The sequence below is a fragment of the Pseudomonas sp. NPDC098747 genome, from assembly GCF_044760045.1.
In the GTDB taxonomy this organism is placed as follows: Bacteria; Pseudomonadota; Gammaproteobacteria; order Pseudomonadales; family Pseudomonadaceae; genus Aquipseudomonas.
Genome location: NZ_JBIWAL010000008.1, coordinates 21,155 through 44,375, shown reverse-complemented (window position 1 = coordinate 44,375; position 23,221 = coordinate 21,155). Strand labels below are relative to the sequence as shown.

35 protein-coding genes are annotated in these 23,221 nt (G+C 55.5%); 13 read left to right on the top strand and 22 right to left on the bottom strand.

Annotated elements, in window-relative coordinates; translation table 11 throughout:
- The first annotated feature begins 95 nt into the window (after positions 1-95).
- Positions 96-707 (top strand): FMN-dependent NADH-azoreductase, encoded by a 612-nt coding sequence (locus ACIQVE_RS07320; protein WP_402806156.1) that lies wholly within the window; start codon positions 96-98, stop codon positions 705-707.
- A 237-nt stretch (positions 708-944) separates the two neighbouring features.
- Entirely contained in the window at positions 945-1,982 is a 1,038-nt protein-coding gene (locus tag ACIQVE_RS07315; protein ID WP_402806153.1) for an alpha/beta hydrolase family protein, read from the top strand.
- 158 nt (positions 1,983-2,140) lie between these two features.
- Here ACIQVE_RS07315 and ACIQVE_RS07310 read toward each other — a convergent pair whose 3' ends face one another.
- The 6 genes from ACIQVE_RS07310 to ACIQVE_RS07285 all read right to left on the bottom strand — a co-directional run bounded on the left by ACIQVE_RS07310 (position 2,141) and on the right by ACIQVE_RS07285 (position 6,889).
- A complete protein-coding gene (locus ACIQVE_RS07310) occupies positions 2,141-3,727 on the bottom strand; it encodes an ABC-F family ATPase (RefSeq protein WP_402806150.1) in 1,587 nt (528 codons plus the stop codon).
- 20 nt (positions 3,728-3,747) lie between these two features.
- Positions 3,748-4,941, bottom strand: coding sequence for a tyrosine-type recombinase/integrase (locus ACIQVE_RS07305; RefSeq protein ID WP_402806148.1), 1,194 nt, complete (start codon positions 4,939-4,941; stop codon positions 3,748-3,750).
- A gap of 235 nt (positions 4,942-5,176) precedes the next feature.
- Positions 5,177-5,698 (bottom strand): hypothetical protein, encoded by a 522-nt coding sequence (locus ACIQVE_RS07300; protein ID WP_402806146.1) that lies wholly within the window; start codon positions 5,696-5,698, stop codon positions 5,177-5,179.
- A gap of 128 nt (positions 5,699-5,826) precedes the next feature.
- A complete protein-coding gene (locus ACIQVE_RS07295) occupies positions 5,827-6,465 on the bottom strand; it encodes a hypothetical protein (protein WP_402806143.1) in 639 nt (212 codons plus the stop codon).
- Positions 6,462-6,683 carry a hypothetical protein gene (locus ACIQVE_RS07290; protein ID WP_402806140.1) on the bottom strand — a complete coding sequence of 74 codons (222 nt, stop codon included), beginning with the start codon at positions 6,681-6,683 and terminating at the stop codon, positions 6,462-6,464. The genes ACIQVE_RS07295 and ACIQVE_RS07290 overlap by 4 nt, the downstream gene beginning before the upstream one ends.
- Positions 6,680-6,889, bottom strand: coding sequence for a hypothetical protein (locus ACIQVE_RS07285; protein ID WP_402806138.1), 210 nt, complete (start codon positions 6,887-6,889; stop codon positions 6,680-6,682). Before ACIQVE_RS07285 ends, ACIQVE_RS07290 begins: the two co-directional genes overlap by 4 nt.
- 578 nt (positions 6,890-7,467) lie before the next feature.
- Here ACIQVE_RS07285 and ACIQVE_RS07280 point away from each other — a divergent pair.
- Complete coding sequence (locus ACIQVE_RS07280; protein ID WP_402806136.1) at positions 7,468-7,701, top strand: hypothetical protein; 234 nt, start codon at positions 7,468-7,470, stop codon at positions 7,699-7,701.
- Between the two features lie 460 nt (positions 7,702-8,161).
- On the opposite strand, the gene ACIQVE_RS07275 is transcribed toward ACIQVE_RS07280, so the two are convergent.
- From ACIQVE_RS07275 to ACIQVE_RS07235, 9 genes are all read right to left on the bottom strand, one after another.
- Positions 8,162-8,524, bottom strand: coding sequence for a hypothetical protein (locus ACIQVE_RS07275; RefSeq protein WP_402806134.1), 363 nt, complete (start codon positions 8,522-8,524; stop codon positions 8,162-8,164).
- A gap of 75 nt (positions 8,525-8,599) precedes the next feature.
- Positions 8,600-9,064 (bottom strand): hypothetical protein, encoded by a 465-nt coding sequence (locus tag ACIQVE_RS07270; RefSeq protein ID WP_402806132.1) that lies wholly within the window; start codon positions 9,062-9,064, stop codon positions 8,600-8,602.
- Positions 9,061-9,303, bottom strand: a complete 243-nt coding sequence (locus tag ACIQVE_RS07265; RefSeq protein WP_402806129.1) for a hypothetical protein — start codon at positions 9,301-9,303, stop codon at positions 9,061-9,063. Before ACIQVE_RS07265 ends, ACIQVE_RS07270 begins: the two co-directional genes overlap by 4 nt.
- 7 nt (positions 9,304-9,310) lie before the next feature.
- Positions 9,311-9,874 (bottom strand): siphovirus Gp157 family protein, encoded by a 564-nt coding sequence (locus ACIQVE_RS07260; RefSeq protein ID WP_402806126.1) that lies wholly within the window; start codon positions 9,872-9,874, stop codon positions 9,311-9,313.
- Positions 9,871-10,605, bottom strand: a complete 735-nt coding sequence (locus ACIQVE_RS07255) for a hypothetical protein (RefSeq protein WP_402806123.1) — start codon at positions 10,603-10,605, stop codon at positions 9,871-9,873. The genes ACIQVE_RS07260 and ACIQVE_RS07255 overlap by 4 nt, the downstream gene beginning before the upstream one ends.
- On the bottom strand, positions 10,605-11,699 hold the full coding sequence (locus tag ACIQVE_RS07250; RefSeq protein ID WP_402806122.1) for a hypothetical protein: 1,095 nt from the start codon (positions 11,697-11,699) through the stop codon (positions 10,605-10,607). Before ACIQVE_RS07250 ends, ACIQVE_RS07255 begins: the two co-directional genes overlap by 1 nt.
- Positions 11,700-11,860: 161 nt before the next feature.
- Entirely contained in the window at positions 11,861-12,232 is a 372-nt protein-coding gene (locus tag ACIQVE_RS07245) for a hypothetical protein (RefSeq protein ID WP_402806119.1), read from the bottom strand.
- Positions 12,229-12,432 carry a hypothetical protein gene (locus ACIQVE_RS07240; protein WP_402806116.1) on the bottom strand — a complete coding sequence of 68 codons (204 nt, stop codon included), beginning with the start codon at positions 12,430-12,432 and terminating at the stop codon, positions 12,229-12,231. Before ACIQVE_RS07240 ends, ACIQVE_RS07245 begins: the two co-directional genes overlap by 4 nt.
- A 208-nt stretch (positions 12,433-12,640) precedes the next feature.
- Positions 12,641-13,069 (bottom strand): hypothetical protein, encoded by a 429-nt coding sequence (locus ACIQVE_RS07235; protein WP_402806377.1) that lies wholly within the window; start codon positions 13,067-13,069, stop codon positions 12,641-12,643.
- A 346-nt stretch (positions 13,070-13,415) separates the two neighbouring features.
- On the opposite strand from ACIQVE_RS07235, the gene ACIQVE_RS07230 reads away from it, so the two are divergent.
- Complete coding sequence (locus ACIQVE_RS07230) at positions 13,416-13,895, top strand: hypothetical protein (protein WP_402806114.1); 480 nt, start codon at positions 13,416-13,418, stop codon at positions 13,893-13,895.
- A gap of 142 nt (positions 13,896-14,037) precedes the next feature.
- On the opposite strand, the gene csrA is transcribed toward ACIQVE_RS07230, so the two are convergent.
- From csrA to ACIQVE_RS07200, 6 genes are all read right to left on the bottom strand, one after another.
- On the bottom strand, positions 14,038-14,217 hold the full coding sequence (gene csrA / locus ACIQVE_RS07225; protein ID WP_402806113.1) for a carbon storage regulator CsrA: 180 nt from the start codon (positions 14,215-14,217) through the stop codon (positions 14,038-14,040).
- Positions 14,218-14,300: 83 nt separating this feature from the next.
- Entirely contained in the window at positions 14,301-14,705 is a 405-nt protein-coding gene (locus ACIQVE_RS07220; protein ID WP_402806110.1) for a hypothetical protein, read from the bottom strand.
- Between the two features lie 67 nt (positions 14,706-14,772).
- Positions 14,773-15,147 (bottom strand): LuxR C-terminal-related transcriptional regulator, encoded by a 375-nt coding sequence (locus ACIQVE_RS07215; protein WP_402806108.1) that lies wholly within the window; start codon positions 15,145-15,147, stop codon positions 14,773-14,775.
- Positions 15,148-15,214: 67 nt separating this feature from the next.
- Entirely contained in the window at positions 15,215-15,457 is a 243-nt protein-coding gene (locus tag ACIQVE_RS07210; protein WP_402806106.1) for a hypothetical protein, read from the bottom strand.
- Positions 15,458-16,303: 846 nt separating this feature from the next.
- Positions 16,304-16,552 (bottom strand): DUF1654 domain-containing protein, encoded by a 249-nt coding sequence (locus tag ACIQVE_RS07205; protein WP_402806103.1) that lies wholly within the window; start codon positions 16,550-16,552, stop codon positions 16,304-16,306.
- A 144-nt stretch (positions 16,553-16,696) separates the two neighbouring features.
- Positions 16,697-17,419 (bottom strand): helix-turn-helix transcriptional regulator, encoded by a 723-nt coding sequence (locus tag ACIQVE_RS07200; RefSeq protein ID WP_402806101.1) that lies wholly within the window; start codon positions 17,417-17,419, stop codon positions 16,697-16,699.
- Between the two features lie 105 nt (positions 17,420-17,524).
- On the opposite strand from ACIQVE_RS07200, the gene ACIQVE_RS07195 reads away from it, so the two are divergent.
- From ACIQVE_RS07195 to ACIQVE_RS07185, 3 genes are read left to right on the top strand one after another with little or no spacing between them, the layout of a single operon-like run.
- Positions 17,525-17,737: a Cro/CI family transcriptional regulator gene (locus ACIQVE_RS07195; RefSeq protein ID WP_402806098.1), complete on the top strand. Its 213-nt coding sequence runs from the start codon at positions 17,525-17,527 to the stop codon at positions 17,735-17,737.
- Positions 17,738-17,787: 50 nt separating this feature from the next.
- Entirely contained in the window at positions 17,788-18,255 is a 468-nt protein-coding gene (locus tag ACIQVE_RS07190) for a YmfL family putative regulatory protein (RefSeq protein ID WP_402806095.1), read from the top strand.
- A 34-nt stretch (positions 18,256-18,289) separates the two neighbouring features.
- Positions 18,290-18,589, top strand: a complete 300-nt coding sequence (locus tag ACIQVE_RS07185; protein WP_402806094.1) for a hypothetical protein — start codon at positions 18,290-18,292, stop codon at positions 18,587-18,589.
- A 416-nt stretch (positions 18,590-19,005) separates the two neighbouring features.
- Here the strand turns inward: ACIQVE_RS07185 and ACIQVE_RS07180 are convergent, their stop codons facing one another.
- Positions 19,006-19,410: a hypothetical protein gene (locus ACIQVE_RS07180; protein ID WP_402806092.1), complete on the bottom strand. Its 405-nt coding sequence runs from the start codon at positions 19,408-19,410 to the stop codon at positions 19,006-19,008.
- Between the two features lie 142 nt (positions 19,411-19,552).
- Between ACIQVE_RS07180 and ACIQVE_RS07175 the strand changes: the two genes are divergently transcribed.
- The 6 genes from ACIQVE_RS07175 to ACIQVE_RS07150 are packed head-to-tail and all read left to right on the top strand — an operon-like array spanning position 19,553 to position 22,957.
- Positions 19,553-20,407, top strand: a complete 855-nt coding sequence (locus ACIQVE_RS07175; RefSeq protein WP_402806090.1) for a replication protein — start codon at positions 19,553-19,555, stop codon at positions 20,405-20,407.
- The gene (locus ACIQVE_RS07170) at positions 20,397-21,203 is read left to right on the top strand and encodes an ATP-binding protein (protein WP_402806087.1); all 807 of its coding nucleotides are present in this window, start codon (positions 20,397-20,399) and stop codon (positions 21,201-21,203) included. The genes ACIQVE_RS07175 and ACIQVE_RS07170 overlap by 11 nt, the downstream gene beginning before the upstream one ends.
- Positions 21,203-21,661, top strand: a complete 459-nt coding sequence (locus ACIQVE_RS07165; RefSeq protein ID WP_402806085.1) for a hypothetical protein — start codon at positions 21,203-21,205, stop codon at positions 21,659-21,661. The genes ACIQVE_RS07170 and ACIQVE_RS07165 overlap by 1 nt, the downstream gene beginning before the upstream one ends.
- Positions 21,658-21,816 (top strand): hypothetical protein, encoded by a 159-nt coding sequence (locus ACIQVE_RS07160; protein ID WP_402806082.1) that lies wholly within the window; start codon positions 21,658-21,660, stop codon positions 21,814-21,816. The genes ACIQVE_RS07165 and ACIQVE_RS07160 overlap by 4 nt, the downstream gene beginning before the upstream one ends.
- A complete protein-coding gene (locus ACIQVE_RS07155; protein WP_402806079.1) occupies positions 21,816-22,415 on the top strand; it encodes a recombination protein NinG in 600 nt (199 codons plus the stop codon). Before ACIQVE_RS07160 ends, ACIQVE_RS07155 begins: the two co-directional genes overlap by 1 nt.
- Positions 22,412-22,957 (top strand): hypothetical protein, encoded by a 546-nt coding sequence (locus ACIQVE_RS07150; protein ID WP_402806076.1) that lies wholly within the window; start codon positions 22,412-22,414, stop codon positions 22,955-22,957. Before ACIQVE_RS07155 ends, ACIQVE_RS07150 begins: the two co-directional genes overlap by 4 nt.
- Positions 22,958-23,221: the final 264 nt, after the last annotated feature.

Here is a 23,221-nt window from a genome sequence, read left to right as displayed (position 1 = left end):
ACTATCGCATTGCCGGCGGCTAATCAGCTATTGGTTTCTTGCGTAGGATTGTCCTCATTCCGTCGCCACCGGCGATTCATTCCAGGAGATCCCACATGAAACTGCTGCATATCGATTCGAGCATTCTGGGCGACAACTCGGCTTCCCGTCAGTTGAGCAGCGAAGTCGTCAAAGCCTGGCAAGCCGCTGAGCCAAGCGCTGTGGTGACCTACCGTGACCTGGCCGCCGATGCCATCAGCCACTTCTCGTCGACCACTCTGGTTGCCGCCGGTACCACCGCTGAACTGCGCAACGCTGCACAGCAACACGAAGTCGATCTGAGCGCTTCGACGCTGGCTGAGTTCATTGCCGCCGACGCTGTAGTGATCGCTGCACCGATGTACAACTTCACCGTACCGACCCAACTCAAGGCGTGGATCGACCGTGTTGCCGTTGCCGGTCAGACCTTCCGTTACACCGAAGCCGGCCCTGAAGGCCTGTGCGGTGGCAAGAAAGTGGTGATCGTTGCCACCTCTGGCGGCATTCACGCCGGTCAGGCCAGCGGCATCGCCCACGAAGAATATCTGAAGCTGGTATTGGGTTTCCTCGGCATCACCGACATCGAAATCGTCCGTGCCGAAGGCCTCGCGTATGGTGACGAAGTGCGTAGCAACGCCATGACCGCCGCTCAAGCCAAGATCAGCGAGCAACTGTTCGCCGCCGCGTAAGGCTTGCGTAAAGAACAGCTGATGTTCAGGTAACGCCTAAAAAACTCTGTATTCTGGTTCTGCAAGGGCCAAATACGGAGTTTTTTGTTTCTGGCTGTTACATAATCTGGCCCGGGTTATGCAGTCAAACGATCAGCGTCTGAGTGCAATGTCCTGACCTGTGCACCGAATCCCCGGCGCTGCGGACTAACACTGCAATGGATCTTTCGATTGAGTCACAACAGGGTGGGGCATCCGATGATGCGTCTTTGTGCAACGTTACTGATTTGCCTGCTCGGCAGCCTGAATTCAGTGCAGGCGGCGCCGGGTCGTCACCCTGTCTGGAGCGTCGGTTACCACGAGATGACGTTCCTCGATCCGCTCGACTTGCAACCGATGCGCGCCATCGCGTTCTATCCCTCCAGCGACCGCGAACACCTGAGCCTGCTTGAGGGCTATTCGGTCGAAGCCGGCGAAGACACCAAAGTCGCGATGGGCCGCTTCCCGATGCTGATGCTGTCCCACGGCAACACCGGCACGCCGCTGGCCCTGCACGATCTTGCCACGTCGCTGGCGCGCAAGGGGTTTGTCGTGGTGGCGGTGATTCACCCCGGCGACAATTCCAGGGATCACAGCCGACTCGGCACCCTGAGCAATCTCTACGGGCGGCCGATCCAGATTTCCGAAGCAATCACGGCGACCCTTGGCGACCGCATGCTGGCGCCGTTCGTCAATGCTGAGCAGGTCGGCGTGATCGGCTATTCGGCAGGGGGTGAGACAGCGTTGATCCTCTCGGGGGCGCAACCGGATCTTGATCGTCTGCGCCGCTATTGCCAGGAACGCCCGGACGATCGCGACGCCTGCAACACGCAGGGCGAACTCATTGTTGATCGCAATGACTTGCAGCCAGTGGCCGACACACGCGTGCATGCCTTGTTGCTGATGGCGCCGCTCAGCTTGAAATTCGGCCGACATACACTGGCTGATGTGCATGTGCCCGTGCTGCTGTACAGCGGTGATGGCGACAAACTCGTCGCCTTCGATAAAAACGCTGCGGCACTGGCGCGCAAACTGCCGACTGCACCGGACTTCAAATTGCTGGCTGGGGCAGGGCACTTCGTGTTTATGGCGCCGTGCAATGAAGAGCAGATCATTGCCATGCCGGCGCTGTGTACGGATGCTGATGGGGTTGATCGCAAAGACATCCATCGCAACCTGATTTCCGAAGCGGGTCGATTCTTCACCCATGCGTTGGGCAGCCCCACCCGCGCTGGCATGCAGACCGCCGACCAGTAGCGTCAGGTGCCTATTTTGAGATCACTCTAAAATCCTGTAACGAGCCTGCTCGCGAAGGAGTACGCACCAACAAAAGACTGACCCTGAAATGCAAAAAGCCCTGTCACATGGACAGGGCTTTTAACGTTTTGCGTGTAGCTGAGAACCAATAGCAGCTCTTAGAACACCACGCCCTGGCTACGCAGGTAATCATCGTACGTACCGCTGAAGTCGGTCACGCCGTCCGGGCTCAGCTCGATGATGCGCGTGGCCAGGGACGATACGAACTCACGGTCGTGGCTGACGAAGATCAGCGTGCCCGGGTAGTTTTCCAGCGCCAGGTTCAACGCCTCGATCGATTCCATGTCCAAGTGGTTGGTCGGTTCGTCCATGATCAGCACGTTCGGCTTTTGCAGGATCAGCTTGCCGAACAGCATGCGGCCTTGCTCACCACCGGAAATAACCTTGACCGACTTGAGGATCTCGTCGTTGGAGAACAGCATGCGACCCAAAGTGCCACGGATCACTTGCTCGCCCTGAGTCCACTGACCCATCCAGTCGAATAGGGTCATGTCGTCTTCGAAGTCGTGCGCGTGATCCTGGGCGTAGTAGCCCAGTTCGGCCGCGTCGGTCCACTTGATGGTACCGGCATCCGGAGTCAGTTCGTTGACCAGGGTACGCAGCAGGGTGGTCTTGCCGATACCGTTCGGGCCGATGATCGCTACGCGCTCGCCCGCTTCAACCTGGAAGCTGAAGTCCTTGAACAGCGGCTTGCCGTCGAAGCCTTTGGCCATGCGATCAATGATGACCGCCTGGCGGTGCAGCTTTTTGTTCTGATCGAAACGGATGAACGGGCTCACGCGGCTCGAAGGCTTGACCTCGGCCAGCTGGATCTTGTCGATCGCCTTGGCGCGGGAAGTGGCCTGCTTGGCTTTCGAGGCGTTGGCCGAGAAGCGGCTGACGAACGATTGCAGCTCGGAGATCTGTGCTTTCTTCTTGGCGTTGTCCGACAGCAGTTGCTCGCGGGACTGGGTCGCCACGGTCATGTACTCGTAGTAGTTGCCCGGGAACAGACGCAGCTCGCCGTAATCCAGGTCAGCCATGTGGGTGCACACGCTGTTCAGGAAGTGACGGTCGTGAGAGATGATGATCATCAGGCTGTTACGCTGGGTCAGGATGTTTTCCAGCCAGCGAATGGTGTTGATGTCCAGGTGGTTGGTCGGTTCGTCGAGCAACAGCACTTCCGGATCGGAGAACAGTGCCTGCGCCAGCAAAACGCGCAGTTTCCAGCCTGGCGACACTTCGCTCATCGGGCCGAAGTGCTGCTCGATGCCAATACCCAGGCCCAGCAGCAGTTCACCGGCACGGGATTCGGCGGTGTAGCCGTCCATTTCGGCGAATTCGGTTTCCAGCTCGGCCACGGCCATGCCGTCTTCTTCAGACATTTCCGGCAGCGAGTAGATGCGGTCGCGCTCGGCCTTGACCTTCCACAGCTCTTCGTGACCCATGATCACGGTGTCGATCACGGTGAATTCTTCGTAGGCGAACTGATCCTGGCGCAGCTTACCCAAGCGCACGTTCGGCTCGAGCATGACCTGGCCGCCCGATGGGTCGAGGTCACCACCGAGGATTTTCATGAAGGTCGACTTGCCGCAACCGTTGGCGCCGATCAAGCCATAACGGTTACCCGCGGCAAATTTGACGGAAACGTTTTCGAAGAGCGGCTTGGCGCCGAACTGCATCGTGATTTTAGCTGTTGAAATCAATTACCTTACCTATCAATGGTTTACAGCTGGCTTTTTTCGCCTGATACCGATTTGATACCAATCTGGAGCTTTTCCAGCTCCGCCCAGTCTGAGCTTGAGTTGAGCCAACGCGCGTACCTCGACAGCAACATTTGGACGCTGTGGCCAAGCTGCTGAGCGATGAATGCGGGGTTCATGTTGGACATTAAACATATTGTCGCATAAGTATGACGGCAGTTGTACGGCGGGCGATAAGGGACGCCCAGCGTTTTAAGGGTCGGGCCCCATTGCTTATGCAGATCTGAGGTCTGTCGGATGTATTCACTGTTTTTCGACGGAGGGAACGCGAAAGGTGTTGTTCTGATTTTGCCAACGCCTTTGGCCCTTCGCTCCGCATACCCACGAGCAAATTCAAGCGCACGCAGCGCTCGCGGGTTGAGCAGCACGAAACGATCTTTTCCCGTCTTCGTGCGCTCCTCTACAACACCCAAAGCAATGGTGCGACGTACATGAACGGTCTTGTTCTCCAGATCAACCGCATCCCAACGAAGCGCGGAAATCTCGGAAAGCCGCATACCGCTGAAAAAAGCGAACTCGAAAAATGCCGCATAGATACTGCTGGGCCAATGAGGTGTTTGATAAAGATGCGCGATTATTTTTTCTGCTTCTTCTAGCGTGAAAGGGCAGATTTCTTTTCGTGTACGCTTGGGGCGATCAATCGTCTTAGTGGGATTTTTAGCAAGCAATCCCTCATTCACCGCGGTCTCAAGGATGGTCGACAGGCGCACCAGAGCATTGCGCCTTACGCCGGGTGATGACCAATCCGTTGCAGCAATAACCCGCCGAACTAGCGTGGGGGTTATTAAGTCCACTCGTACCAGTGCGAGAGCTGGAATCCAGTAAAGATTGAGTGCCCCCTTATAATTGTTGCGTGTGCCGGCAGCAATCACCCGACCATCGAGCCAGAGTTGGGCATACTCTAGAAAATTTGGTACTCCGCCCGCAGAGAAGTTCGAATTCGGAAAAAGCTCGGCGTATTTTGAATCGTCCAAGAGACCGAGCTTAATTAAATTGTTTACCTGATCGCGAAGCTGGGATGCAGCTTTAATCCCTTTTTGCGTCGTGGGAAATGGGAGCGTTTCGCTTCGGCGGATTCCGTTCCATGTAAAACGAATTCGGAGGGATTTGCGGAAGAGTTCCACCCCGTTGGGCAAGTCCATCGTTTTTCCAGCCATTCGTCGTATCTCCTGACACTGTAAAAAACTAAGCGGCCTATTTTGTTCCACACCCCTTCCGGGATCTGGTTTCTAGATCGACGCGCAGCAAGTGCCTCTCGTGTAGTTCCGAGAATTTTCGCCATTTGGGCTTCGGTTACTTTGTCGATCTTTAGCGAGGGGTCTACTGATTCATTTTCTTCAGGCATGGCGTGTCTCCATGCCGCCCTATGGCGGCAGAAGGTGGGGAATTGAATTAGTCACTGCTGCAGCTGGAACCGTTGTTGCTTGAGATGGAGCCGTAGTCACTCGAACTGGACGAGCTGCTGCTTGAGTAGTGGCTGCTGCTGGAACTACTCGGTTCGCAAGGGCTGTGGGAGCGGGGCGGTTCGTAGCTGTCGATCTGGTTGATCGGATTCAACGGGCTGATCGGGTTCAGGGGGTTGAGCGGGCTCAACAGATCTGACGCTGGATCGCTCCTGGTGCTTGCTGGCGCCATGGTGAGAGTGGGTTCAATGCGCCTGTCGCTGGGCGCGGATTGTTTCTCGACCCACTTGATGAGCTCTGCTTCATCGTCAGGGCGAATCTTGAGTTCACCCCAGTTGATCCCACGAATAATCCCGAGGATTTCGCAGGAGGACATCCCGCCACGCTCGGCAAGTCGTTGCAGTGACCGACTGTGGTTGCGTACTGCCTGTCGCTCGTAGGGCATGAGCAGGTGCATAGGAACGGATTTGATGTTGACGCCCTTCATGACGGGCATGTTTTCGAGAGGCATAGGGATTCCTTACCGCTATAGCGGATGACTTTGAAAAGAAGGGATGTTGTTGTATTGTCTGCGCCGTTCGTCCGGCACTGATCTTCTATCGACGTGAGCTGTGGGTCAGGGTCGGGCGGGCACCATTCTCAGCAACACTGATCGAACGGCATGCAGCCGTAGGTTCCGCGGATCATGCGACTTCCTCGGCATTTCGGACAGAAGCCAGCGCGAAGTGTCTTCCGCTGCGCTTCTGCGAAGAGCTTGGCTCCATAGGGCAGTTCGGAAATGTCCGCGAGCAGCTTGATTTCTCGCTCACCGAAAGCTTCAGGGTCGCCGAATTTTGATACGACTTCCGCCACCGGCTTGCCCTGGTGCTTGAGTCGATCTGCGACAACCTGGTCACGGGATTTTTCGAGCTGGGCGCAGGTCTGTCGTAGTACGGCCAATTCGCTCAATGGACTCTCGCTCTGGTGCTGCTCGGTTGACAGATCGCCCGAACAGCCATCAATTCCGGTTGACGAAATTGCAGAATCGCCATGTTGATGATTTTCAGGGGGTCGATAGAGCGGCCCTTGTTCATCGATCCAGCGTTGGACTTCGCCGCCCGACCACATCTTGCGCAGCATGGTTGGGAAGTTAAGCTTCGCGGGGGCATTCTGGAGCTCGACGACTGGGGCGGCATCTATGGCTCGATAGATTTCATCTGAGATGGACAGGCCAATAGATCGTGCGGCTTTCGCCATCCGCTCTACCAGTTCCCGCGAAATTTCGATTTTATCGGTCATAGCAGAAACCTCTCCTCGGTGTGCGATGCAGGAGCCGTCGCCTGCTCCGATTGATGGTCATGCTCACTGCAATTCAAAACAGCAGCATCTGGCAGGCAGCTGATGTCGTTCGTGGACGAAACCCAGCAGGTCACCCCGTGTGCTTCGTCGTGCGCGATGGTTATGACTTTGCTGCAGCCGGTGAGGGTGAGGAGCAACACGAAAAGGATCTTTTTCATGCAGTGCGTTCCTGCGGATGGGTGAATGTGTAGTTGCCGTCTTCCTCGCCCTGGTCATGCAGCAAGGTGAAGTCGAGGCCCATTTTGAACGCCATGCCGTTGGCAGCCAGTCGAGCACTGAGGGCGTGGCTGGCTGTGCCCTTATGGCCTGCAGCACGAGCGATGTAAGTTCCTTTCTTGTGGTAGACGGTGATGATGGTGCTCATGCTAAAAACCAGATGAGCCCAACGACTCCAACGAAGACCCACGTGGCGCCCATCCACAAAAACGGCTTGGCCGCGTCTTCCAATTTCTGATCAGGTGGTTCGTGCTTCACGGCATGCGCTCCCATGTGTCGCTGGATGTTAATTTTTCTAAGGTTATTTGTAGGCGGTGCCGGTCGATTCCTTCAAGGAAGTAGGTGCCTTGATCGAGGATCAGCAGGTAGGCCTTTCGTGTCACCCAATGGCGGTAGCGCTGAACAGTTTAATTTTCTTGGGCATGGCGATACCTCCATTGACTGGCGTGGTTTGTTAGATGATGGAGTGATTCAGTAGGCAAAGTCCGAAAGCTCGGCTAGGGCTGCATCAATGGCATCAGCCATTTCGTCCACACACATCTCGGCATGCTGTTGAACATGGCGGTCTTTTCGACGCCAGCCAGGAATAGGGCTGGACCACGTACTGCTGGCCTCCGAGGTCGGACGCAGTGGAAAATTTACAGTTATGGACTACTTCTGGTGGTTAAGCTGATTATGTGCTTTAACTACTGAAATGCTGGTCAGCGATAGTTAGGAGAAAGACCAATGAATGATCGTCGCCTAGTAAAAATGTTATTGATCTTCAATATTCTGACTTTCATCCTAGCTGCCGTGAGTTTTAATTGGGCTTATAGAGCTGAGTTGCTGTCTGAGAAGGCAATATCTGTTGCAGAGTCTGCAGCAGTCAAAGCGACGGATGCGGGAGATATGGCTACGTCTGCGGTTACTGACACGAAGAGTATTTTGAACGCCTTGCACGATCCTTCACTGGAAGAGTGATTCTAAAAGACTACCGGTGAAAGGAGGAGCTTAGGGAGAAGCCTCCGAAGTTGGACGCAGTGGCGTGATCTTGCCTATGGGCTTAAGCTGGTCCGTCATCGCAATGGGTAAAAGAGGGTGGGACGCTCGCTTCACCGGCTGGCGTGATTCGTAGAAGTGGGGTATTTGTGTTCGGCCCGGCATGGAGCCGGATCAAGTAGGTAGTAAATGTTTGAGCCTTATGGCCAAGACGGTCCCACTAATGCATTTCGCTATCGAGGCGTCCCAGTTCGGTTTACATATCGCGTAGATATCGGCGCTAATCACGTGGGTGAAATGGATATCGACGGGGTTCTTCCGGGGCAAACGGAAGAAACTAGATTCCATCGATTGCGCGGCCCATGGAAATCTCGAGAGGAGGCCTTATCAGCTGCTCAGGACTGGGTAAGAAAGTGGCTCGACATTGTGCTGGGGAAAGGCACTAGCAAGGGGTAACGATCTCATCGTCAGGCTCTGGCGGATCATCGGCCAGCGACTTCATCCCGGCCGCCTCGATCAGTCGCGACACCTTTTCACTAACAACAAAAGGTGTCGTAACACAGCGAAGCATCTTCGCCTGCGTATCGAAGTCGGCGGCGATCAGGTTCATCAGGAGCAGCTGATAAATCTCCTGCTGGTTGTTGATGCCGTGGGCCTTCATGACTGCCTTCAGGTCAGGCTTGAACACGCCGGCGACCTCAACCGTAAACTTCTCGACGCCCAATGCAGCGTCCTTTGCTGCAGACTTCTCGCGCTTTTTCTTTTGCTTGATCGCTTCCTTCGTCGGCTCCTGTACTTTGGCCATGGCCTACCTCTTCAATTCCGCTGGCCGGCAAGTCCAGCCAGGTCTGTCGTTTGCGTTGTTGGGTGCGAAAACGTCTCACGCTGCGACCTTCACCTGATGCCAGGCACCGGCGGCGTAGAACAGCTTCGCGGCTTGAGCTTCGTCCATCGAAACTTCATCCGGAATGGCAATCCAGCCTGACGCGACCAGATGGGTCGGGTTCGCGCTGTTGCGCAGCTCAAGGTAGTAATGTTCGATGGCGTCGGTAAGGCGTTCGACCTTGTAGATTCCTTCCGGCGAGATCTCAACCGACTTGATGTACTCGGCGCCGAGCTCGTCGCGACACATGGCGCCGATGTAGATCGTCCAGCGGTAGGAGAAGTCGAATATCGCGTTGGCGATCGCCAGACTCCGGATCTGCTTGCAGCTCTTCCAGTTCGCCATGATCTGGCTGCCGCTGGGATCGATGTTCACCACCGCGACGTGGTTGGTGCGCAGCAGCGCCCGGCAACTGCGTTCAGCCCGGGCGAAACCGTTGTTGGGTTTGCGTTTCGACTTCATACCGAATCCGCCATTTTTCGCAGTGCCTTGCGGTCTGCGGCCGATATCGGCTTCGGCCGGCGCTTGAGGGCCGTTTCAGGGTCTATTTTCTTCGAGCGGGGAGGTGGCAGCGGATTACGCGGCGGGCTTTTCAGTTGGTCGATCCGCCCGCCGGCGGCCAGGTACTGCGCGATTCGCTCAGAGATCGATTCGGCATCTGGCCGGTGCTGCTCGACGAGGTTGAGGTGGTTGCTGATCATGCTGGCCTCACTTGATCCGGATCGAACTGTCGCCGCGCTCCAAATGCGCGTAGGCAGGCTCTTCGAGCAGTTCGTGTTCTGCGTCTTCGCCGGCGGACATACGCTTGCGCACGGCTTCGTTGTGCTCGCGAATTTCCTTGAGCTTGGCGGCGATCGCGTTCTTGTCAGGGGTTATGCTGGTGCTCACCGCCGTCAGCTCGTCCGGCACTGCGTCTTCGTTGTCGACGATGACCTTCTCTTTGCCCAAGGCCAGAGTGATGGTGAACAGCGGGCGTTTGATCGACTTGAGGTTGGCTGCTTCCATGTTCCGACGCAGGTAATCGCTGATCTGCGAAACGCTGTTGGATTTGATGCGCTTAAGCTCTTTCAGGCGCTCAATCTCCGTGTCGATGGCCGTCACGTCGCTTTCAATGTTGCGGCGCAGCATGACGATGTTGTCGGCCTTCACCTCAAACTCGCCTTGGATCTCGTCCATCGCGTGCTGCAGGGCCTCTTTCAGGCCCTCGTCGTCGGTGTCTGCCATCCCCTGAAGTTCGGCAAGCTTGCCGGTTAGTGCGTAGAGCTGGGTCATGCTGCTGACTCCTCTTCGAATTTCGGCGAAAGATCTTTCAGTTCTTTGGCGATGCGCCGAATGGCAGTTTCATCCTTCCGCGCAGTCAGGCGTCGCACTGCATGGTCATGAAGTTTTTTCAGCTCCTGCAAGGACTGTGCGCCTTGCATCGTGTCAACCACCGACTTGATGTAGTCGAGGCGCTCTTGTTTCTGGCGATCCTCTTCGGCGACCTTGTCTTCTGCCTTGGTAAGCGCCACCTCATCGCGTACGGTCTCAACGTAAGAGGCGTCGTCGAAAAGGCCCATGTGGATATCCGCAGCGAAGCCGAGAGGCTGCAAACACTTGCCGATGGCGTCGGTCAGCGATTTCTTTGCTGCCTCCCAGTCGGTCATGATTTTGCCTTGCTGGAAGTACACGAACGGTGTGTGTCCGTAATGCTCGACAGTGCATTTCTGCCCGTCCTTTCCCAAGTACCAGAGTTGAATTTTCAGCGTGTGCAACTTGGCGTTGATGCGCGGCGCTTCCGGCCACTCTTTCGTCGGAGCTTGAAGTGGGCCGCCTTCGTCGAAACGATCCTCCAGAACAGTCCAGCCCCAGCCCTCACCGCATGGGCCGAATACTTCGGTGGCCTTGCGCATCAGGTAGGTCGGCTTGATGGCGGTGCCTTTAAATCCGCCCATGCCGGTGAAATTCTTCGTTGCGCTGGGGTCGGTGACGCTGACTTGATCCCAAATCCGAGTATTGGACATCACTTGTTCCTCCAGCCGTCAGCTCGCTTGACCAGATCCTTGAAGGACGCGGCTGGCAGCCTGCTCATGTATTTTTTGTTGTCGCGATACCATTCTTCCAATGCCGTTTTAGGCGTCTGGATGGCTACGGCGTGGGCGACCTGCTGTTTGTATGAGGTCGAATTGGCAATTTGGGAATGGAACGTCCTGCTCACCACTACGGTGTTTGTCATACCCTGCTTGACCAGGTTGTTCAGCTCTTCTTGGGATTGAACAGCGATGGCGCCCGGATGCTTCTGCTGGAACAATCTGTAGCAGGCCTCCCTCACAAGCTCGGTACTGCCGTACTCGACATACTCCACATCGGGAACGCCGGCTTCGATCTTCTCCGCTACCTCGTTCAGCCGTCCGGTATCTATCCAGGCATTTTTGGATACCTGTTTCAGATCCCATCCGCTAACCGTTTGGCGGTCGCGCTCCAACTGCAGGTGCTCGGGGAGGATGTCGTAGCCGTAGGTCAAGTCGGTGTCGCACACAAAGAGCGTGCCGACATACAGCTTTCCGGGCCGTGAAGGAAGGATGTGGCCGTATTTGGTGCCGATGACGTCGCTCATTGGCTGTTGCATGCGAAGGCACATGCCGCGAATTTCCGCTTCGTCGTCTTCGGTCAGGCCTGAAACGATGAATTCAACGCCCTGATTCTGACGGTGCGCCGGTGTCTCATTGATGCACAGGACTTCTGCATCGAACTGGTCGCTATGCCGGAACTCGGGAATCCACTGCTTGTTGCCGTTGAGTACCTTCACGTCGTAGCCGTTACGGGTCAGCACCAGCAGGGCAATCTTGTAGCCCTCACCGAAGCTGCCGATGGCGTCGGATCGATCAGCCTTGGATGTGCTGCCCAGCACTAGGGTGCTTGCCTCCAACCTTGCAAAGCGGCTGGTGATGAATAGCTGGCCATCAGCGAAGGCGTATTCAAATGGGGATTCGCTGTCTAAGGCATTCTGGACCAGCTCGCGAATGGCCTCTTTCAGGCCCCAGTGACGGACATAGTCGCGTGACAACGGGAGTTCGTAGGACTTGGAACGAATGCGGTCTGCAATTGCTGTGAGCATGACTATCTCCCGCGCCATCCTTGCGGGGCGCAATGGTCAAAGGAGTTATTGGGTGATCAGACCACCGATGGCGGGGCCAAATAGCGTTATGGTGAGGAACAGAAAACCGGTGATGGCCGAGGCCTGTCGGATGGCGCGGCGCCGGTAGTACTGAGGGACGGTCATGGCCATGGCCTCAACTGCTGTAGCACCAGCTCATGCAGCGCCTTGCCGTTACGGCTCATGCGTTGCCCGCGAAGCTGCCATTTTTTCGTGCTGGGCCAGCAGTCGATTCTTCGCCCGTCGGGAAGCGTCAACACGACGTGGTAGCCGTTGTTGTGCTTCTTGTGTGCAATGCCCGTGCGGGTCAGCCATCCGTCAAAGCGCTGCATGGCTTCTGCCTTCATACGTTTTTTGTGGCCTTCAGGGTTGGGTTCGCTTCCTTCCCCTCCGCAGTTCCGGCAGCAGTGCGGGTATCCAACGTCCTCGCCGATGAAACCGCAGCAACTCATGCAATGGCTTCCGTCAGCCACGCTGCCCTCGTAGAAGCTCACGCCTTCACCTCATAAGCCACGGTCCACTCACCGCTCATGCAGACTCGCTCACTCCATGCGTGCACATTCGGGATGCCGGCGTCGTGGGCCAACGATAAAGCGCCCAGCCATTTTTGGTGGGTGAAAGCCAGAATCATGCGGTCGCTTGGCAAATCGTCGATTTGCTCATCAATGAGTGTTTTAACCGGTGGAGTGGTCATGCGTGAGGCCTTTTCAGGAAGTCATTGCGGTCGCAGAATTTGCCGTCCAACGCGCTGCGGTAGCGGTTTGCGGTAGCACGGTCGATGAGCTCTGCGATTTCTGCCAGCTCGATCATTCCTAGTACGAATGTTCGGTCTGCTGCGGGGATAAGAGATCGCGAGATTCTCGCAATCTCATACTCGATGCTGGCTATTGCTTGTCGAGTTCTCATGGCGCGGCATCCTCGGATTGTGCGATCAGTGCGTCAGCTGCGATGGGCCGGAGCAGGCGCTCGGCAATCTCGCCAAGCTTTCCCAGCGGGTGAGTGCTTCGGCCCAGTAGTTCAGCAGTGGCCGTCTTATCGGCCCGTCCGCGCTCGCTGGAGATGATCAGCCAGCCCAGCGCGGAAGTTTGAACCTCACAATCAGCAAGGCGGTTGTTTACGTACTCATCAACTGCCAGGGCAAACTGTGCGGCGGTCACACCCTGTGGCTTACGCATCCGACGCTGAAACGAAACGTCGCTACCGAATAGAACGAGTTGTTCGGCAGCGTTGTACAGCCAGTCAGCCCGCTCGATTTCACGGGCGCCCTCGCTTATCACCGGAAGCAACTGAGCGTCGAAAGTGGCCTGATTGATATTCAGTGATGGGTTCATGGTCGCCTCCTGAGTGGCGGGATTATTCGAAAGCATAGGTCGCCACCCTGACCGGAAGAGACTTCCGCAAGGTCTAGCCAGCAAGGTGGCGGCGTATGGAAACGAGAAAGGTGCCGGTCAGCCCCGGCTGCTCACCACTGCCCAGGTGACGGGCTTCGCGATAGACTGGAAGTTCCTAGCAACCAATCCCACGAAAGAGGGTTATCAATGAGCGACACAAACAAGTCAGGCCGCAGTGGCGTAGTAACGCATGACCATCAAACGGTCTTCGCAAGAAAGCCGCCGCAGACCCCGACACCACCACCGCCTGCTGAGAAGAAGTAAGGCGATTTAGAGGAGTAATTCGATGGGCCAAGAGCACGTAAGCGATCCGGTATTTAAGCTGTACTACTCATATTGCGTAGAGGAAGTATCTGAGGCGTTTAATCGTCGTCTTGATCGACTTCTTGCTATGGCGTTGTTTGTTCTTGGCGCATCGGTCATGGCTACTGTTACGTCACGGATGGTTATTGGATTGCTGGTCGCATTCATCTCCGGATTTCAAATGACTTACAAGTTCGGAGAGCGTGCCGGCAAGAGCAAAAATCAGAAAACAAGGTATGACGAACTGCTTAATAATCGCAGCGCCATGACTGACAAAAGTCTGTCCTCAAAGCTCGCTGCTATCTGCAAGTCCGACTCAACTGTTCCAAGCTGGATGAAGGCAGTAGCCCACAAGAAGGCCTGCATCATGCTCGGCGAAGATACTGATGTGGTGCTCACCAGATGGCAGCGATTCCTTACCACGATTTCGGGCGCCGGCCCTATTACCACTCAAACCAGCTAAACAAACTTTCTTTCGCATCGGTGAGCTCTGAAGCACGGCGACCAACCGCCCAACGACAGGGAGGCTTCAGAGCTCACCGATGCGCTCACATAGAGAGGATCGGGCAGTTAGCGACAGGCTGTCGTCGGCATTGGTTGATTCTTTATTGCGGCTTTGTCAGGCCTGCTTTGATGCGTTGGGTAATCTCTTCACGATGCACCGCAACATCCTTTGGAGCGTCGATACCAATCCTTACTTGCTTCCCGCTGACACCCAATACGGTGACGTTGATGTCGTCACCAATGTTCAGGACTTCACCGACTTTTCGAGTCAAAATAAGCATGTTCCATTTTCCTTGCTTTGATTGGTTTCCCAATGCCGCCTCAGTGGAAGCGACATCAGTGAAGCGCCGCCAAGACGAATAATTTAATGAGTCTTCAGTTCTTTGCGCGCCGCAGTGCAAACGGGGCAGCTAGGGTCATCGCATCCACCTACACGAACCACCTTTGCGATTCCCATGGACATCAGCATCTCGATCATGTCCCTGATAGATATGCGGCCTTCTTCGGCTTTTGAGGTGTCTTTAGACGCCGCCCTATCCGACGTCGGTGTAGCGTCCTCGGCACCTGGCCCAGCTCTGCCAGCAGCTTCAATACGCGAGATTTCGAACCACTGAGTCTCTCCGAGCTTGCCGTCATGCGATTTCGACTCCAACCTAAATTGACCGCGAATTTGATTGGGTTCGCTGACCTCTTGAAGAAGCGCAGTAATAACGCCTTCAAAGCCGGTAACCTTGTCGCGAGCGTGTACACCTGGTCGTAGTAGATTCATTGTGTTTTCTCATTGCGTGGTTGATTTCCCGCTGCACCCGTCACCAGGTGCAGAAGTGAAAGTGTCTTTACGCTGAGGCTTCTATGCGTCGAGCGATCCGCACTTGAGCGGTTCTTGAAGAGGGAGGTCGACGGCCTGTTTCGCCGCTGCCACCTGCGACCATCGCGTTTAGCGACATGAGCAAGGCCAGTACAAAGCACATCGGAGAAATGATCTGTCGGCGCATTGCTTCAGCGATCATCGCCGTCTGACGATTCACGCCGAGCTTGTACATGGCGTTTGAAAGGCGCTTTACGACAGTGCCCGGTGTGACGCCATGCTCCCGGGCGACTTCTTTGGCTGTCTGACCTTGCACAACTGAAAGCAGGAATTGCAGTTCTCTCGGCGCAAGGCCGCGCCCAAGGTGACCTTTCCAGGCACCGTTTGTGATGGTCTTTTCCATGGGGGATTTCCGGTAGGTTTCCCAATGCACCCGTCACCAAGTGCATTAGTGAAACTCTCAAGAATATTCAGTTGATGCGCTCAAAACTGGCGACATTGGCGAAGCTCCCTTGATCGGAGAGGTCCGCCAATCGATGCATATACGCCGCTGTTTTTTCCTGGCCTTTCGCGGCTGAAAGAGCTAGGGAGGTTGCGAGCAGGAGCGTCTCTAGTGAACGCGCCAGCTCTTCCTCAGACAGACAGTCGCAGTTGTTTACGTAGTCCTGGATGGCGGCATGTGCCTCATCTACAAGTCCGTCGTGGTCGATCATTTTTTCGTACCCATTGCGGTTAATTTCCCAGATGACCCTCGTGAGAAGGTCATCCAGTGAAATGTTTCAAGGTGTTGTTGGCGGCTAGTTGAAGCGCTGTGCATTCATTAATCTCGACAGCTAATAAAATTAGAGGTCGCGTTATGGATGCAAAGAATCTAGCGGTACTCATGAAGCTAAAAAACGCCATGGAGATGGCCAGTCCGCCAGCCATTCCCAGCCCATATGTAGCGCCGCCCCCGAAGCAATCAAAGACGGGATGGCTCGTAAAAAACTGCCGCTTCTGTAAAACAACGAAGTTCAGTTATCGCGCCGACTGGGTGAATCCACCGATCATGTGCGAGGGCTGTCGCAATGAGCGAAAGACCAGATACAGGCCGGGCGAAGGTGCCACCCTGTATGCCAAAACTCAGGTCTTTCATGGTGGATCCCCTGGAGCAGGTCATCGTAAATAAACCTGCTCTCCGCGAGACCCTTCTCAAGGCATCCCGGAGAGCATCCGGTCCACACTCGGCGGACCGGTATTCTCTTTCTCGGGGGATCTGAGATCCCGACAGCTAACCGCGACGCAGTCCACGTATGGCATACCCGTCCGTCAGCACTCTTTAATCTAGGGCCATCTACGCTGCTGGCCACGGGGTGAGGCATCCCCTGTACCGAATTGAAGGCTTCGGCTCGCTGCCTTATTTCTGGCCGGTGTCGATCCGGCATGCTCGGGTTGCTTGCATCGCCGCGGCAGTTAGCGGCGCGGTAGATATTGCCGTCGGGGATATATTAAGTCAATGCCGACGGCTATATATTTTTTCTGGGTCGAAAAAAAACCCGCGTTGGCGGGTTTTCCCTTCGTCAGATATTCGCAGGAACGCTCCAGGAGACTAGCGCTCCACCATTCTCATCTCGGCTCAAGCTTACGTTTTCTGTTTCGGCGATGTCATCCAGCAGGCGACTCCAATCGTCGGGGCATTCGTCAGGCATCTTGTTAACGAGAACGCTTCTTCGCTTTTGAGCGACTGGAGTGGTGATGAGTTTTTGAACGCGAAGTCCAAGAAGCTCATATGAGTTCGGCGAGGTCGGTTTACTGTTTGTCTTAGCCAATGCACTGCTCCTTATATGTATGGACGTACAGTGCCTTGAGTGCTTGGGTAGCGCTAAATATTAGTTATCAAAAACAAATATCAAATACAAAAAAGCCCGCAGAGGCGGGCTTGGAGGGTTATGCATGAACTTGGATCGTCGGGATCAAATTCTACCCAGTATTTTGCTAGGGGCAAGGATAGCCCCAACGTAATGGATGCTTTGGATATTTGTTCTATCTATGGTCAGGCGTTCGCCGTAAGCCGTGTTGATTGACATGAGGCTCACGCCTTCGTCTGTCTCGAAGAGAAGTTCTTTAACCATGCTTTGACCATCCGTAGTAGTAACCATCACATACTCCCCTGCCACCAAGCGGTGATTTGGCTCGCAGACGGCGATCCAGCCGCTGCGAATCGCCGGCGCCATAGAGTCTCCCTTGAGGCGCAGTGCATAGGCATCCTCATCCCTCGAATAGGTTTCAACCCAGCCAGCAGCTTGGTCGAGATTCGTCCAATATCCCTCACTGCCGAGTTGGGCAGTTCCTACGATGTCAATCCTTCGAGGGGATGAAAAAATCGGAGGGCCGGCTTCGACATTAGACTCAAAACTAGTCCGGGCCATTTTTGCGATCTCGTCAGCTAGGCGAGGGCTGAAAGACTCGACAGGCTTGGAAATCAGTCCAGCAAGGACACTGGCAACCTTCGCATTCAATGCGTTGTATCCATTCAGGTAGGAACTGACAGAGCCTTGATTGATGCCTAGAGCATCACCGATTTTGGTCTGGGTTAAGGTTTCGCTCCTAGGCTTGCCCGCATTGAAAGCCTCAATGGCTGCCTTGAGTGCTAGGCACTCGTCTTTTTCCCAGTCTTCAAGTTCACGTTTTCTCATGCCTTGATTATTCCTAGCGGCGATATTTATGCAAACTCCGACGGTGTTGATTTAGTGATCGCCGTCGGCGATACTTGTGGCGTATTCATTTAAAGAGGCGGCGACATGAGCCGAACCAGTCTTAGAGAATTTGCCAGGGTGTACGGGCAAACCAAGGCGGCAACCCTGCTAGGCATGGGGCAAGGCTCGTTAAACAAAGCCCTTCGAGTCGGGCGGGAAGTTTTTGTCACACAGCACGCCGATGGGTCTTTCACTGCGGAAGAGCTACGGCCTTTCCCGGTGCAAAGCGCGAAAAGGTCAGCCTCCGGCCGTCGCTAAAATCTATTCATTTCATTTTGAGCACCAAGCCGGTGAGAGAAAACTAGACGATGAAGGCTCCAGTGCTAGAGACCCGTCGCGCAGTGGTGATCGAGGTCGCAAAGAAATACCCAGGTGGTCAGGCATGTGCCTCGGCCCGCCTTAGTCTCGACATGAAGCGTTTTAAGAATCAGGTTTATGAGAGTGGCGGTGTTGTTCCACTTAGCGACGAAGAAGTGTTCGTCCTCGAAAGCGAGCAGGGCACCACGCACCTTCCGGACTACATCTGTGCGATGTACGGCGGCGTATTTGTTCGCCTGCCTGAGTCCGGCGAATTGGACAACGTGGACATGCACCACCGCTCTTTGCGTACAGCGGTGAAGCGGGGTCGAGTTGACCAGTTTCTTGCCTTGGCACTGGAAGACGGGGAAATCACCGCCTCCGAAGCGGCCGACATTCTTGCCCTTCACGCCAAGCACATTGCTGCCCGACACGAAGAAGTGAACGCACTAATCGAACTGCATAAAGCGGATCGCTGAAGGCCGCCTGAATTTAACCGGAGAGAGCGATGTCATGACTACGGAAAATCGAAACGAAGAAGCTCTGAGCCCCGATGCGGGCTCAGAGTCTGAATTTCACGCCTTACTTCTTTCCCTTGAGGATTCGATCGAGCGTTTCCCTGGAATCGCTACTCATGTTCGTAAGCACCTGCATGGCAATGGCAATTTCCTTCTTTTCGGTCTGGTTAATTTCACTCCTGCGCCCGCAGGCGCGACAGGCGAACCCCCCGTTGTAATGGAGATCACCGACAAGTTCAGAAGCCTTGTGGCCGCAGCCGCTACAGGTGACCTGAAAGAATTTTGTATCGATTAACGCCATGTCCGGCCTCCGAGGCCTTTTCGTTTGGAAGCAATAAGTTACCACGGAAGGTCGGGCACCCATTTCACCAAGAGAGAGCGACATCATGAGTGAAGAAGACCTGAACACGTTCACCGGCTCCGGTGCCTATGGTCATCCTTCGGGCGACTATCCCCTTAGCCTTTCAGATATTCCACCAGTAGAGCTCCTCACCGCTGAGGATCGTCGCGTTGCAGTCGAGGCGATCTGCCGAACAGCAAAAGGCGACCCACGAGATGCAGCTATCCAGATCCGAATGGGCATTGCGGTGCTCGATGGAAAGCATGCTCCCGTTGTGGTTTGGCCGAGGGGGTTCACAGTCGAACAGCGACTTGCCTGGCTAACGGCGCAGGCAAGTCGCTGTTCGGAGCATCTTGAGTGGGTTAGGGAGTTTAACTCTCGGCTTGATCGGCAAAGTGAGGCTCAAGAAGCTCAGCATTCACCCGGCCTCTCATTGAGCTCCGCACAGGACGAGCCTCTTCCGCATTCAGTGTCATCTGGGACAGCTCCACCCCCAGTAGAAAATGAAAACCCTCTGGATACTCAATTGAGTCAACAGTCTCAAGCGTCCAGTGGTGCTTGTTGATTAAGTAAAGGCGAAGCAAATCAGCTGGGTCGTGAGCCTCCAAAAGCATGGGTGCATTGCTGTACAGCTCACGAGTAAAGCACTCGAGCTTGTAGGTCTTTAGGGCTATTAGAGCCACCTGATATTCGCGATCGTTTCGCCAAATGTTGGTATTTCCGAGCTCTTGTTTGGCCTCATCGCAGAGCGTGTGCCACCTGATTTCGTAGTTCATATGTCCGGCCTCCTTAGGCCTTTCTGTTGGGAAGCAATAAGGCTAACACGGATGCGCCGGACACCTATTTCGCCTGAATCGCAGGCAAAAAAAAGCCACCGTGCATGGTGGCTGATTCGTTGAGGCTGTAAGCGAAATAACTATGACAAATATCTTTCAAATTGACAAGTCCAGGGGGTTTACCCGGATGGACAATCAGCTCATGGAGTCGCTTGCCACAGTTGATTTGCCTGCGCGCGATCTACGCGTAGTAATGGCCATTGCGCGCCAGACAATAGGCTATCAGCTTGCTACCAGACGGCTCACTGCCGACGAGATCGGCAAACTTACGAATATGCGCCGAGACGTCACTTCTAAATCGATTAGCCATTTGCTTGAGCGCCGGATCATCTACCGCGTCGGCGGGAGTCGGGGTGAGATTGGTATTTCTCCCATCTCTGAATGGTTGTTTCACGAAGAAAAAGCACCCCGTCTCACTGAGACCAAATCGTCTCACTCAGCAGATATCGTCTCACTGAGATTTGACGCGAGTGAGACCAAATCGGCAACTTGCCATCTTTATATAAAGAAACCCCTATTAACTCTTCCTTCGGAAGAGATTAATCCGCCCCAACCAAAACAAACCCCGGCGAAACCTGATCGCAAGACTCCGTTCGGGATGGCCCAACTGCTGGCTGACAACCCGCACAACCTCCCAGAGCAGCAGCTCGCCGATTGGCTTGCCCAGCGCAAAGCACGGCGCGCCGCAGTCACCGCCACGGTTTGGGCAACGGTAAACGCCGAGCTGGCCAAGTGCGTCGAGGCAGGCATCACCGCCCCCGACGCGATCACCGAGGCGCTGACCTCTGGCTGGCAGGGTTTCAAAGCTGCGTGGGTTATCAAGCGCCTGAGCGAGCCTGTACCCCAGCCCACAACCCCTTCACGCCACACCGGTTTCGATAAACGCGATTACACCGCCGGATTGATTCAACGGGAGGACGGCAGCTATGCGTTCTGAAAAAGTGTCTCAAGAAACAACTTTACCGCCGGGTGCGCGCATTCAGCTAAGCCAGTGCGAGAACCACGGTGCGTTCGACCAGAAAGTTTTTTCGGTGCTGGGCCGAGACCTCAAGACGGGTTGCCCTGAGTGTGTCCGGTTGACTCGGGAGAGGGCCGAGGAGTCCGCGCGTCAGAACCGGGCACTTGAATCGCGAATCATCATGGAGCGCAAGTTGGGCTCCGCACTGATTCCAAAACGCTTCGCTGACAAGACTTTCGGCGATTACATCGCGATCACTGCGGAGCAGAAAGAGGCTCTGCGGATCTGCCGCAAGTACGCCGAGAAATTCTCGGAAATCGCCGAGTCTGGTCGCTGCCTGTTGCTGCTGGGCAAGCCCGGCACCGGCAAGACGCACCTATCGGCGGCAATCGCCAACGAGATCATGGCGAAGTCCAGCGCCACGGCGGCGCATCGCACTGTGGGTGCTGTACTCCACGCGATTCGCGCGACCTACGACCGTGTCAGCGAGCAAAGCGAAAGCCAGATTTTGACCGGGCTGATCAGTCCATCGCTGCTGATTCTCGACGAGATCGGGGCGAGCAAGGAAAGGACTAGCGACTTTGAGCTGACGACGCTTTTCTCAATCATCAATGGCCGCTACGAAGAACGGCGTCCGACCATCATCGTTTCCAACCTCGCCGCGAAGGCAATACCGGCCGCCATCGGCGAACGCTGTGCTGATCGCCTGCGGGAGGGTGGAGTCATTGTTGTTCCCTTCGAATGGGAATCACAGCGCGGGAAGGAGGGCTTCTGATGGCCGAGAAACTGCGCATCAACTCACTGGCCGAGCTTTCGACCCTGCAAGCGGCCATCCGCAAGAAGGGTTTCCCCTGCAACGTCACGATCACCGGAGCGTGCCGCAGCCTTCCGCAGAATGCGTTGTTCCACAAGTGGTGTGAGTGTGCGGCCCAGTTCTTCGTGAGCATGGGCAAGACCACGTTCGCCACCGGCGCTCCGATGAACATGGGGAACATGAAGCGCAATCTGAAACTGACTTTTCTGGGCGAAGAGGTAATCCGGGACATCAACCTGAAGACCGGCGAAGTCACCGAACGTTACGAGCTGCGCCACACCAGCGACCTAGACAAGGGCGCCATGCACGCCTTCATGACCTGCATCGACGTCTGGGCATCTGATCACGGGATCTACCTGCCGCACCCCGAAGACAGCGAGTACATGAAGATGCGCTGCAATATGGGGGAGGCCGCATGAATACCTCCAAGCTGCTCAAGTTGATCGCCGCCCTGATGATGGTAATTGCGACAACAGCGTACAGCCAGACTACAGATCACGCCCAAGGCGGCGTTGTGTTTCTGATGTCTGGAGTGACCTTCCTCGTTGGTTATTTCGCTGGGGAGGACATCTGATGCTCGCCACCAAACGGCCCAAGCCGAAAACCTGTCGCGTCGAATCGTGCGGGGCCTCATTCGTCCCTGCGCGTCTCGGCCAAGCGGTATGCAGTCCAGCCTGCGCCATTGTTGATGCACCGAAGAACCAGGTGCGGGCGCGCAAGGCGATCGACCAGCGCGAGCGCCGTGAAATCAAGATCCGCAAGGAGAAGCTGAAGAGCAGGGCTGAGCACTTGCGCGAAGCACAAGCCGCGGTGAATGAGTACGTGCGCCTGCGTGACGCGCACCTGTCGTGCATCAGTTGCGATTCGAGCCCCTGCGATAACGATCTACTCACGGGCAGCCGCTGGGATGCGGGCCACTACCGATCCGTCGGCGCCTGTCCGGAGTTGCGTTTCGAGCCGCTGAACATCCACCGCCAGTGCGTGAAGTGCAATCGGAACCTGTCCGGCAACGCGGTCGAGTACCGCATTCGTTTGGTGCAGCGCATTGGCGCCGACAAAGTGGATTGGCTGGAAGGGCCGCATTCGGCCCGCAGGTATACCGTCGACGAGATAAAGGCCATCAAGGCCGAATACCGGGCAAAAACCAGAGAACTCAAAAGGAGCGCGGCATGACCTATCGCAACGTGGTATCCGCAGTGGTTCGGGCACTCGCTGCCGAGACTATCAACTCCGCCGGTGGCTGTGACTTTGAACCCAAGGTGCAATGCGCCAAGCAGAAGGGGGAGATTGTCGGCAAGGAGGCAGCGTTCCTCGTTGACTGTTGGGTCTTCGGACGCTTGCATAAATCCCTCTCAGCTGCGCATTGGCGCGTATTGGTAGCCAAGTTCTCAACGCACACCGAGCGCAAGCATGCAGCCATCGCCGAGCTGACGAAAGTCATGCGGTCGCCAGCACCTGAGCGTTTTCTGCATTGCGCTGTTGTTACCTGGGCATTGCCGAAACTACCGGGAAAGGATGGGAAGCGCTCGACCAGCGTGCTGCCGGCCGGGTGGTACGAAATGGATAACTGGTCGGATGAGCCTTATCCGATAAAGACACAAGAGCGGTGGCGGCGGGATATTCGCAAAGCGCTTGAACGCGACGTAGATTTAGCTTTGGTCGAGGCTCAGCACATACTTGAAAATGAAGGTTTTGAGATTGCAGAAGTTGCTTGACTGGTAGTGAGCCAATGAGCCAATATACACCCATCCTGTCATTCCTGCGTGTGTAGGAGTGAGCCGAAAAGCCTCGCCTGAGAAATCTGCCGGGGCTTCGTCGTCTTCGGCTTAGGAGAAAGCTATGTCTAGAGCTCAACGACGACACGATACACACCGTATAAAAGACCGTTTTTATTCAAAGCAGCGCGCTCAGGAATGCTGGTCAACCAGCGAGAAAAACGCCGGACGTTTTGCAAATCATGGGAAGGTTTGCTCCTGCTG

Coding starts and splice junctions, on each gene's coding strand:
- ACIQVE_RS07320 (WP_402806156.1), top strand. CDS start 96: ATGAAACTGCTGCATATCGATTCGAGCATTCTGGGCGACAACTCGGCT.
- ACIQVE_RS07315 (WP_402806153.1), top strand. CDS start 945: ATGATGCGTCTTTGTGCAACGTTACTGATTTGCCTGCTCGGCAGCCTG.
- ACIQVE_RS07305 (WP_402806148.1), bottom strand. CDS start 4,941: ATGGCTGGAAAAACGATGGACTTGCCCAACGGGGTGGAACTCTTCCGC.
- ACIQVE_RS07300 (WP_402806146.1), bottom strand. CDS start 5,698: ATGCCTCTCGAAAACATGCCCGTCATGAAGGGCGTCAACATCAAATCC.
- ACIQVE_RS07295 (WP_402806143.1), bottom strand. CDS start 6,465: ATGACCGATAAAATCGAAATTTCGCGGGAACTGGTAGAGCGGATGGCG.
- ACIQVE_RS07290 (WP_402806140.1), bottom strand. CDS start 6,683: ATGAAAAAGATCCTTTTCGTGTTGCTCCTCACCCTCACCGGCTGCAGC.
- ACIQVE_RS07285 (WP_402806138.1), bottom strand. CDS start 6,889: ATGAGCACCATCATCACCGTCTACCACAAGAAAGGAACTTACATCGCT.
- ACIQVE_RS07280 (WP_402806136.1), top strand. CDS start 7,468: ATGAATGATCGTCGCCTAGTAAAAATGTTATTGATCTTCAATATTCTG.
- ACIQVE_RS07275 (WP_402806134.1), bottom strand. CDS start 8,524: ATGGCCAAAGTACAGGAGCCGACGAAGGAAGCGATCAAGCAAAAGAAA.
- ACIQVE_RS07270 (WP_402806132.1), bottom strand. CDS start 9,064: ATGAAGTCGAAACGCAAACCCAACAACGGTTTCGCCCGGGCTGAACGC.
- ACIQVE_RS07265 (WP_402806129.1), bottom strand. CDS start 9,303: ATGATCAGCAACCACCTCAACCTCGTCGAGCAGCACCGGCCAGATGCC.
- ACIQVE_RS07260 (WP_402806126.1), bottom strand. CDS start 9,874: ATGACCCAGCTCTACGCACTAACCGGCAAGCTTGCCGAACTTCAGGGG.
- ACIQVE_RS07255 (WP_402806123.1), bottom strand. CDS start 10,605: ATGTCCAATACTCGGATTTGGGATCAAGTCAGCGTCACCGACCCCAGC.
- ACIQVE_RS07250 (WP_402806122.1), bottom strand. CDS start 11,699: ATGCTCACAGCAATTGCAGACCGCATTCGTTCCAAGTCCTACGAACTC.
- ACIQVE_RS07240 (WP_402806116.1), bottom strand. CDS start 12,432: ATGACCACTCCACCGGTTAAAACACTCATTGATGAGCAAATCGACGAT.
- ACIQVE_RS07235 (WP_402806377.1), bottom strand. CDS start 13,069: ATGAACCCATCACTGAATATCAATCAGGCCACTTTCGACGCTCAGTTG.
- ACIQVE_RS07230 (WP_402806114.1), top strand. CDS start 13,416: ATGGGCCAAGAGCACGTAAGCGATCCGGTATTTAAGCTGTACTACTCA.
- csrA (WP_402806113.1), bottom strand. CDS start 14,217: ATGCTTATTTTGACTCGAAAAGTCGGTGAAGTCCTGAACATTGGTGAC.
- ACIQVE_RS07220 (WP_402806110.1), bottom strand. CDS start 14,705: ATGAATCTACTACGACCAGGTGTACACGCTCGCGACAAGGTTACCGGC.
- ACIQVE_RS07215 (WP_402806108.1), bottom strand. CDS start 15,147: ATGGAAAAGACCATCACAAACGGTGCCTGGAAAGGTCACCTTGGGCGC.
- ACIQVE_RS07210 (WP_402806106.1), bottom strand. CDS start 15,457: ATGATCGACCACGACGGACTTGTAGATGAGGCACATGCCGCCATCCAG.
- ACIQVE_RS07200 (WP_402806101.1), bottom strand. CDS start 17,419: ATGAGAAAACGTGAACTTGAAGACTGGGAAAAAGACGAGTGCCTAGCA.
- ACIQVE_RS07195 (WP_402806098.1), top strand. CDS start 17,525: ATGAGCCGAACCAGTCTTAGAGAATTTGCCAGGGTGTACGGGCAAACC.
- ACIQVE_RS07190 (WP_402806095.1), top strand. CDS start 17,788: ATGAAGGCTCCAGTGCTAGAGACCCGTCGCGCAGTGGTGATCGAGGTC.
- ACIQVE_RS07185 (WP_402806094.1), top strand. CDS start 18,290: ATGACTACGGAAAATCGAAACGAAGAAGCTCTGAGCCCCGATGCGGGC.
- ACIQVE_RS07180 (WP_402806092.1), bottom strand. CDS start 19,410: ATGAACTACGAAATCAGGTGGCACACGCTCTGCGATGAGGCCAAACAA.
- ACIQVE_RS07175 (WP_402806090.1), top strand. CDS start 19,553: ATGACAAATATCTTTCAAATTGACAAGTCCAGGGGGTTTACCCGGATG.
- ACIQVE_RS07170 (WP_402806087.1), top strand. CDS start 20,397: ATGCGTTCTGAAAAAGTGTCTCAAGAAACAACTTTACCGCCGGGTGCG.
- ACIQVE_RS07165 (WP_402806085.1), top strand. CDS start 21,203: ATGGCCGAGAAACTGCGCATCAACTCACTGGCCGAGCTTTCGACCCTG.
- ACIQVE_RS07160 (WP_402806082.1), top strand. CDS start 21,658: ATGAATACCTCCAAGCTGCTCAAGTTGATCGCCGCCCTGATGATGGTA.
- ACIQVE_RS07155 (WP_402806079.1), top strand. CDS start 21,816: ATGCTCGCCACCAAACGGCCCAAGCCGAAAACCTGTCGCGTCGAATCG.
- ACIQVE_RS07150 (WP_402806076.1), top strand. CDS start 22,412: ATGACCTATCGCAACGTGGTATCCGCAGTGGTTCGGGCACTCGCTGCC.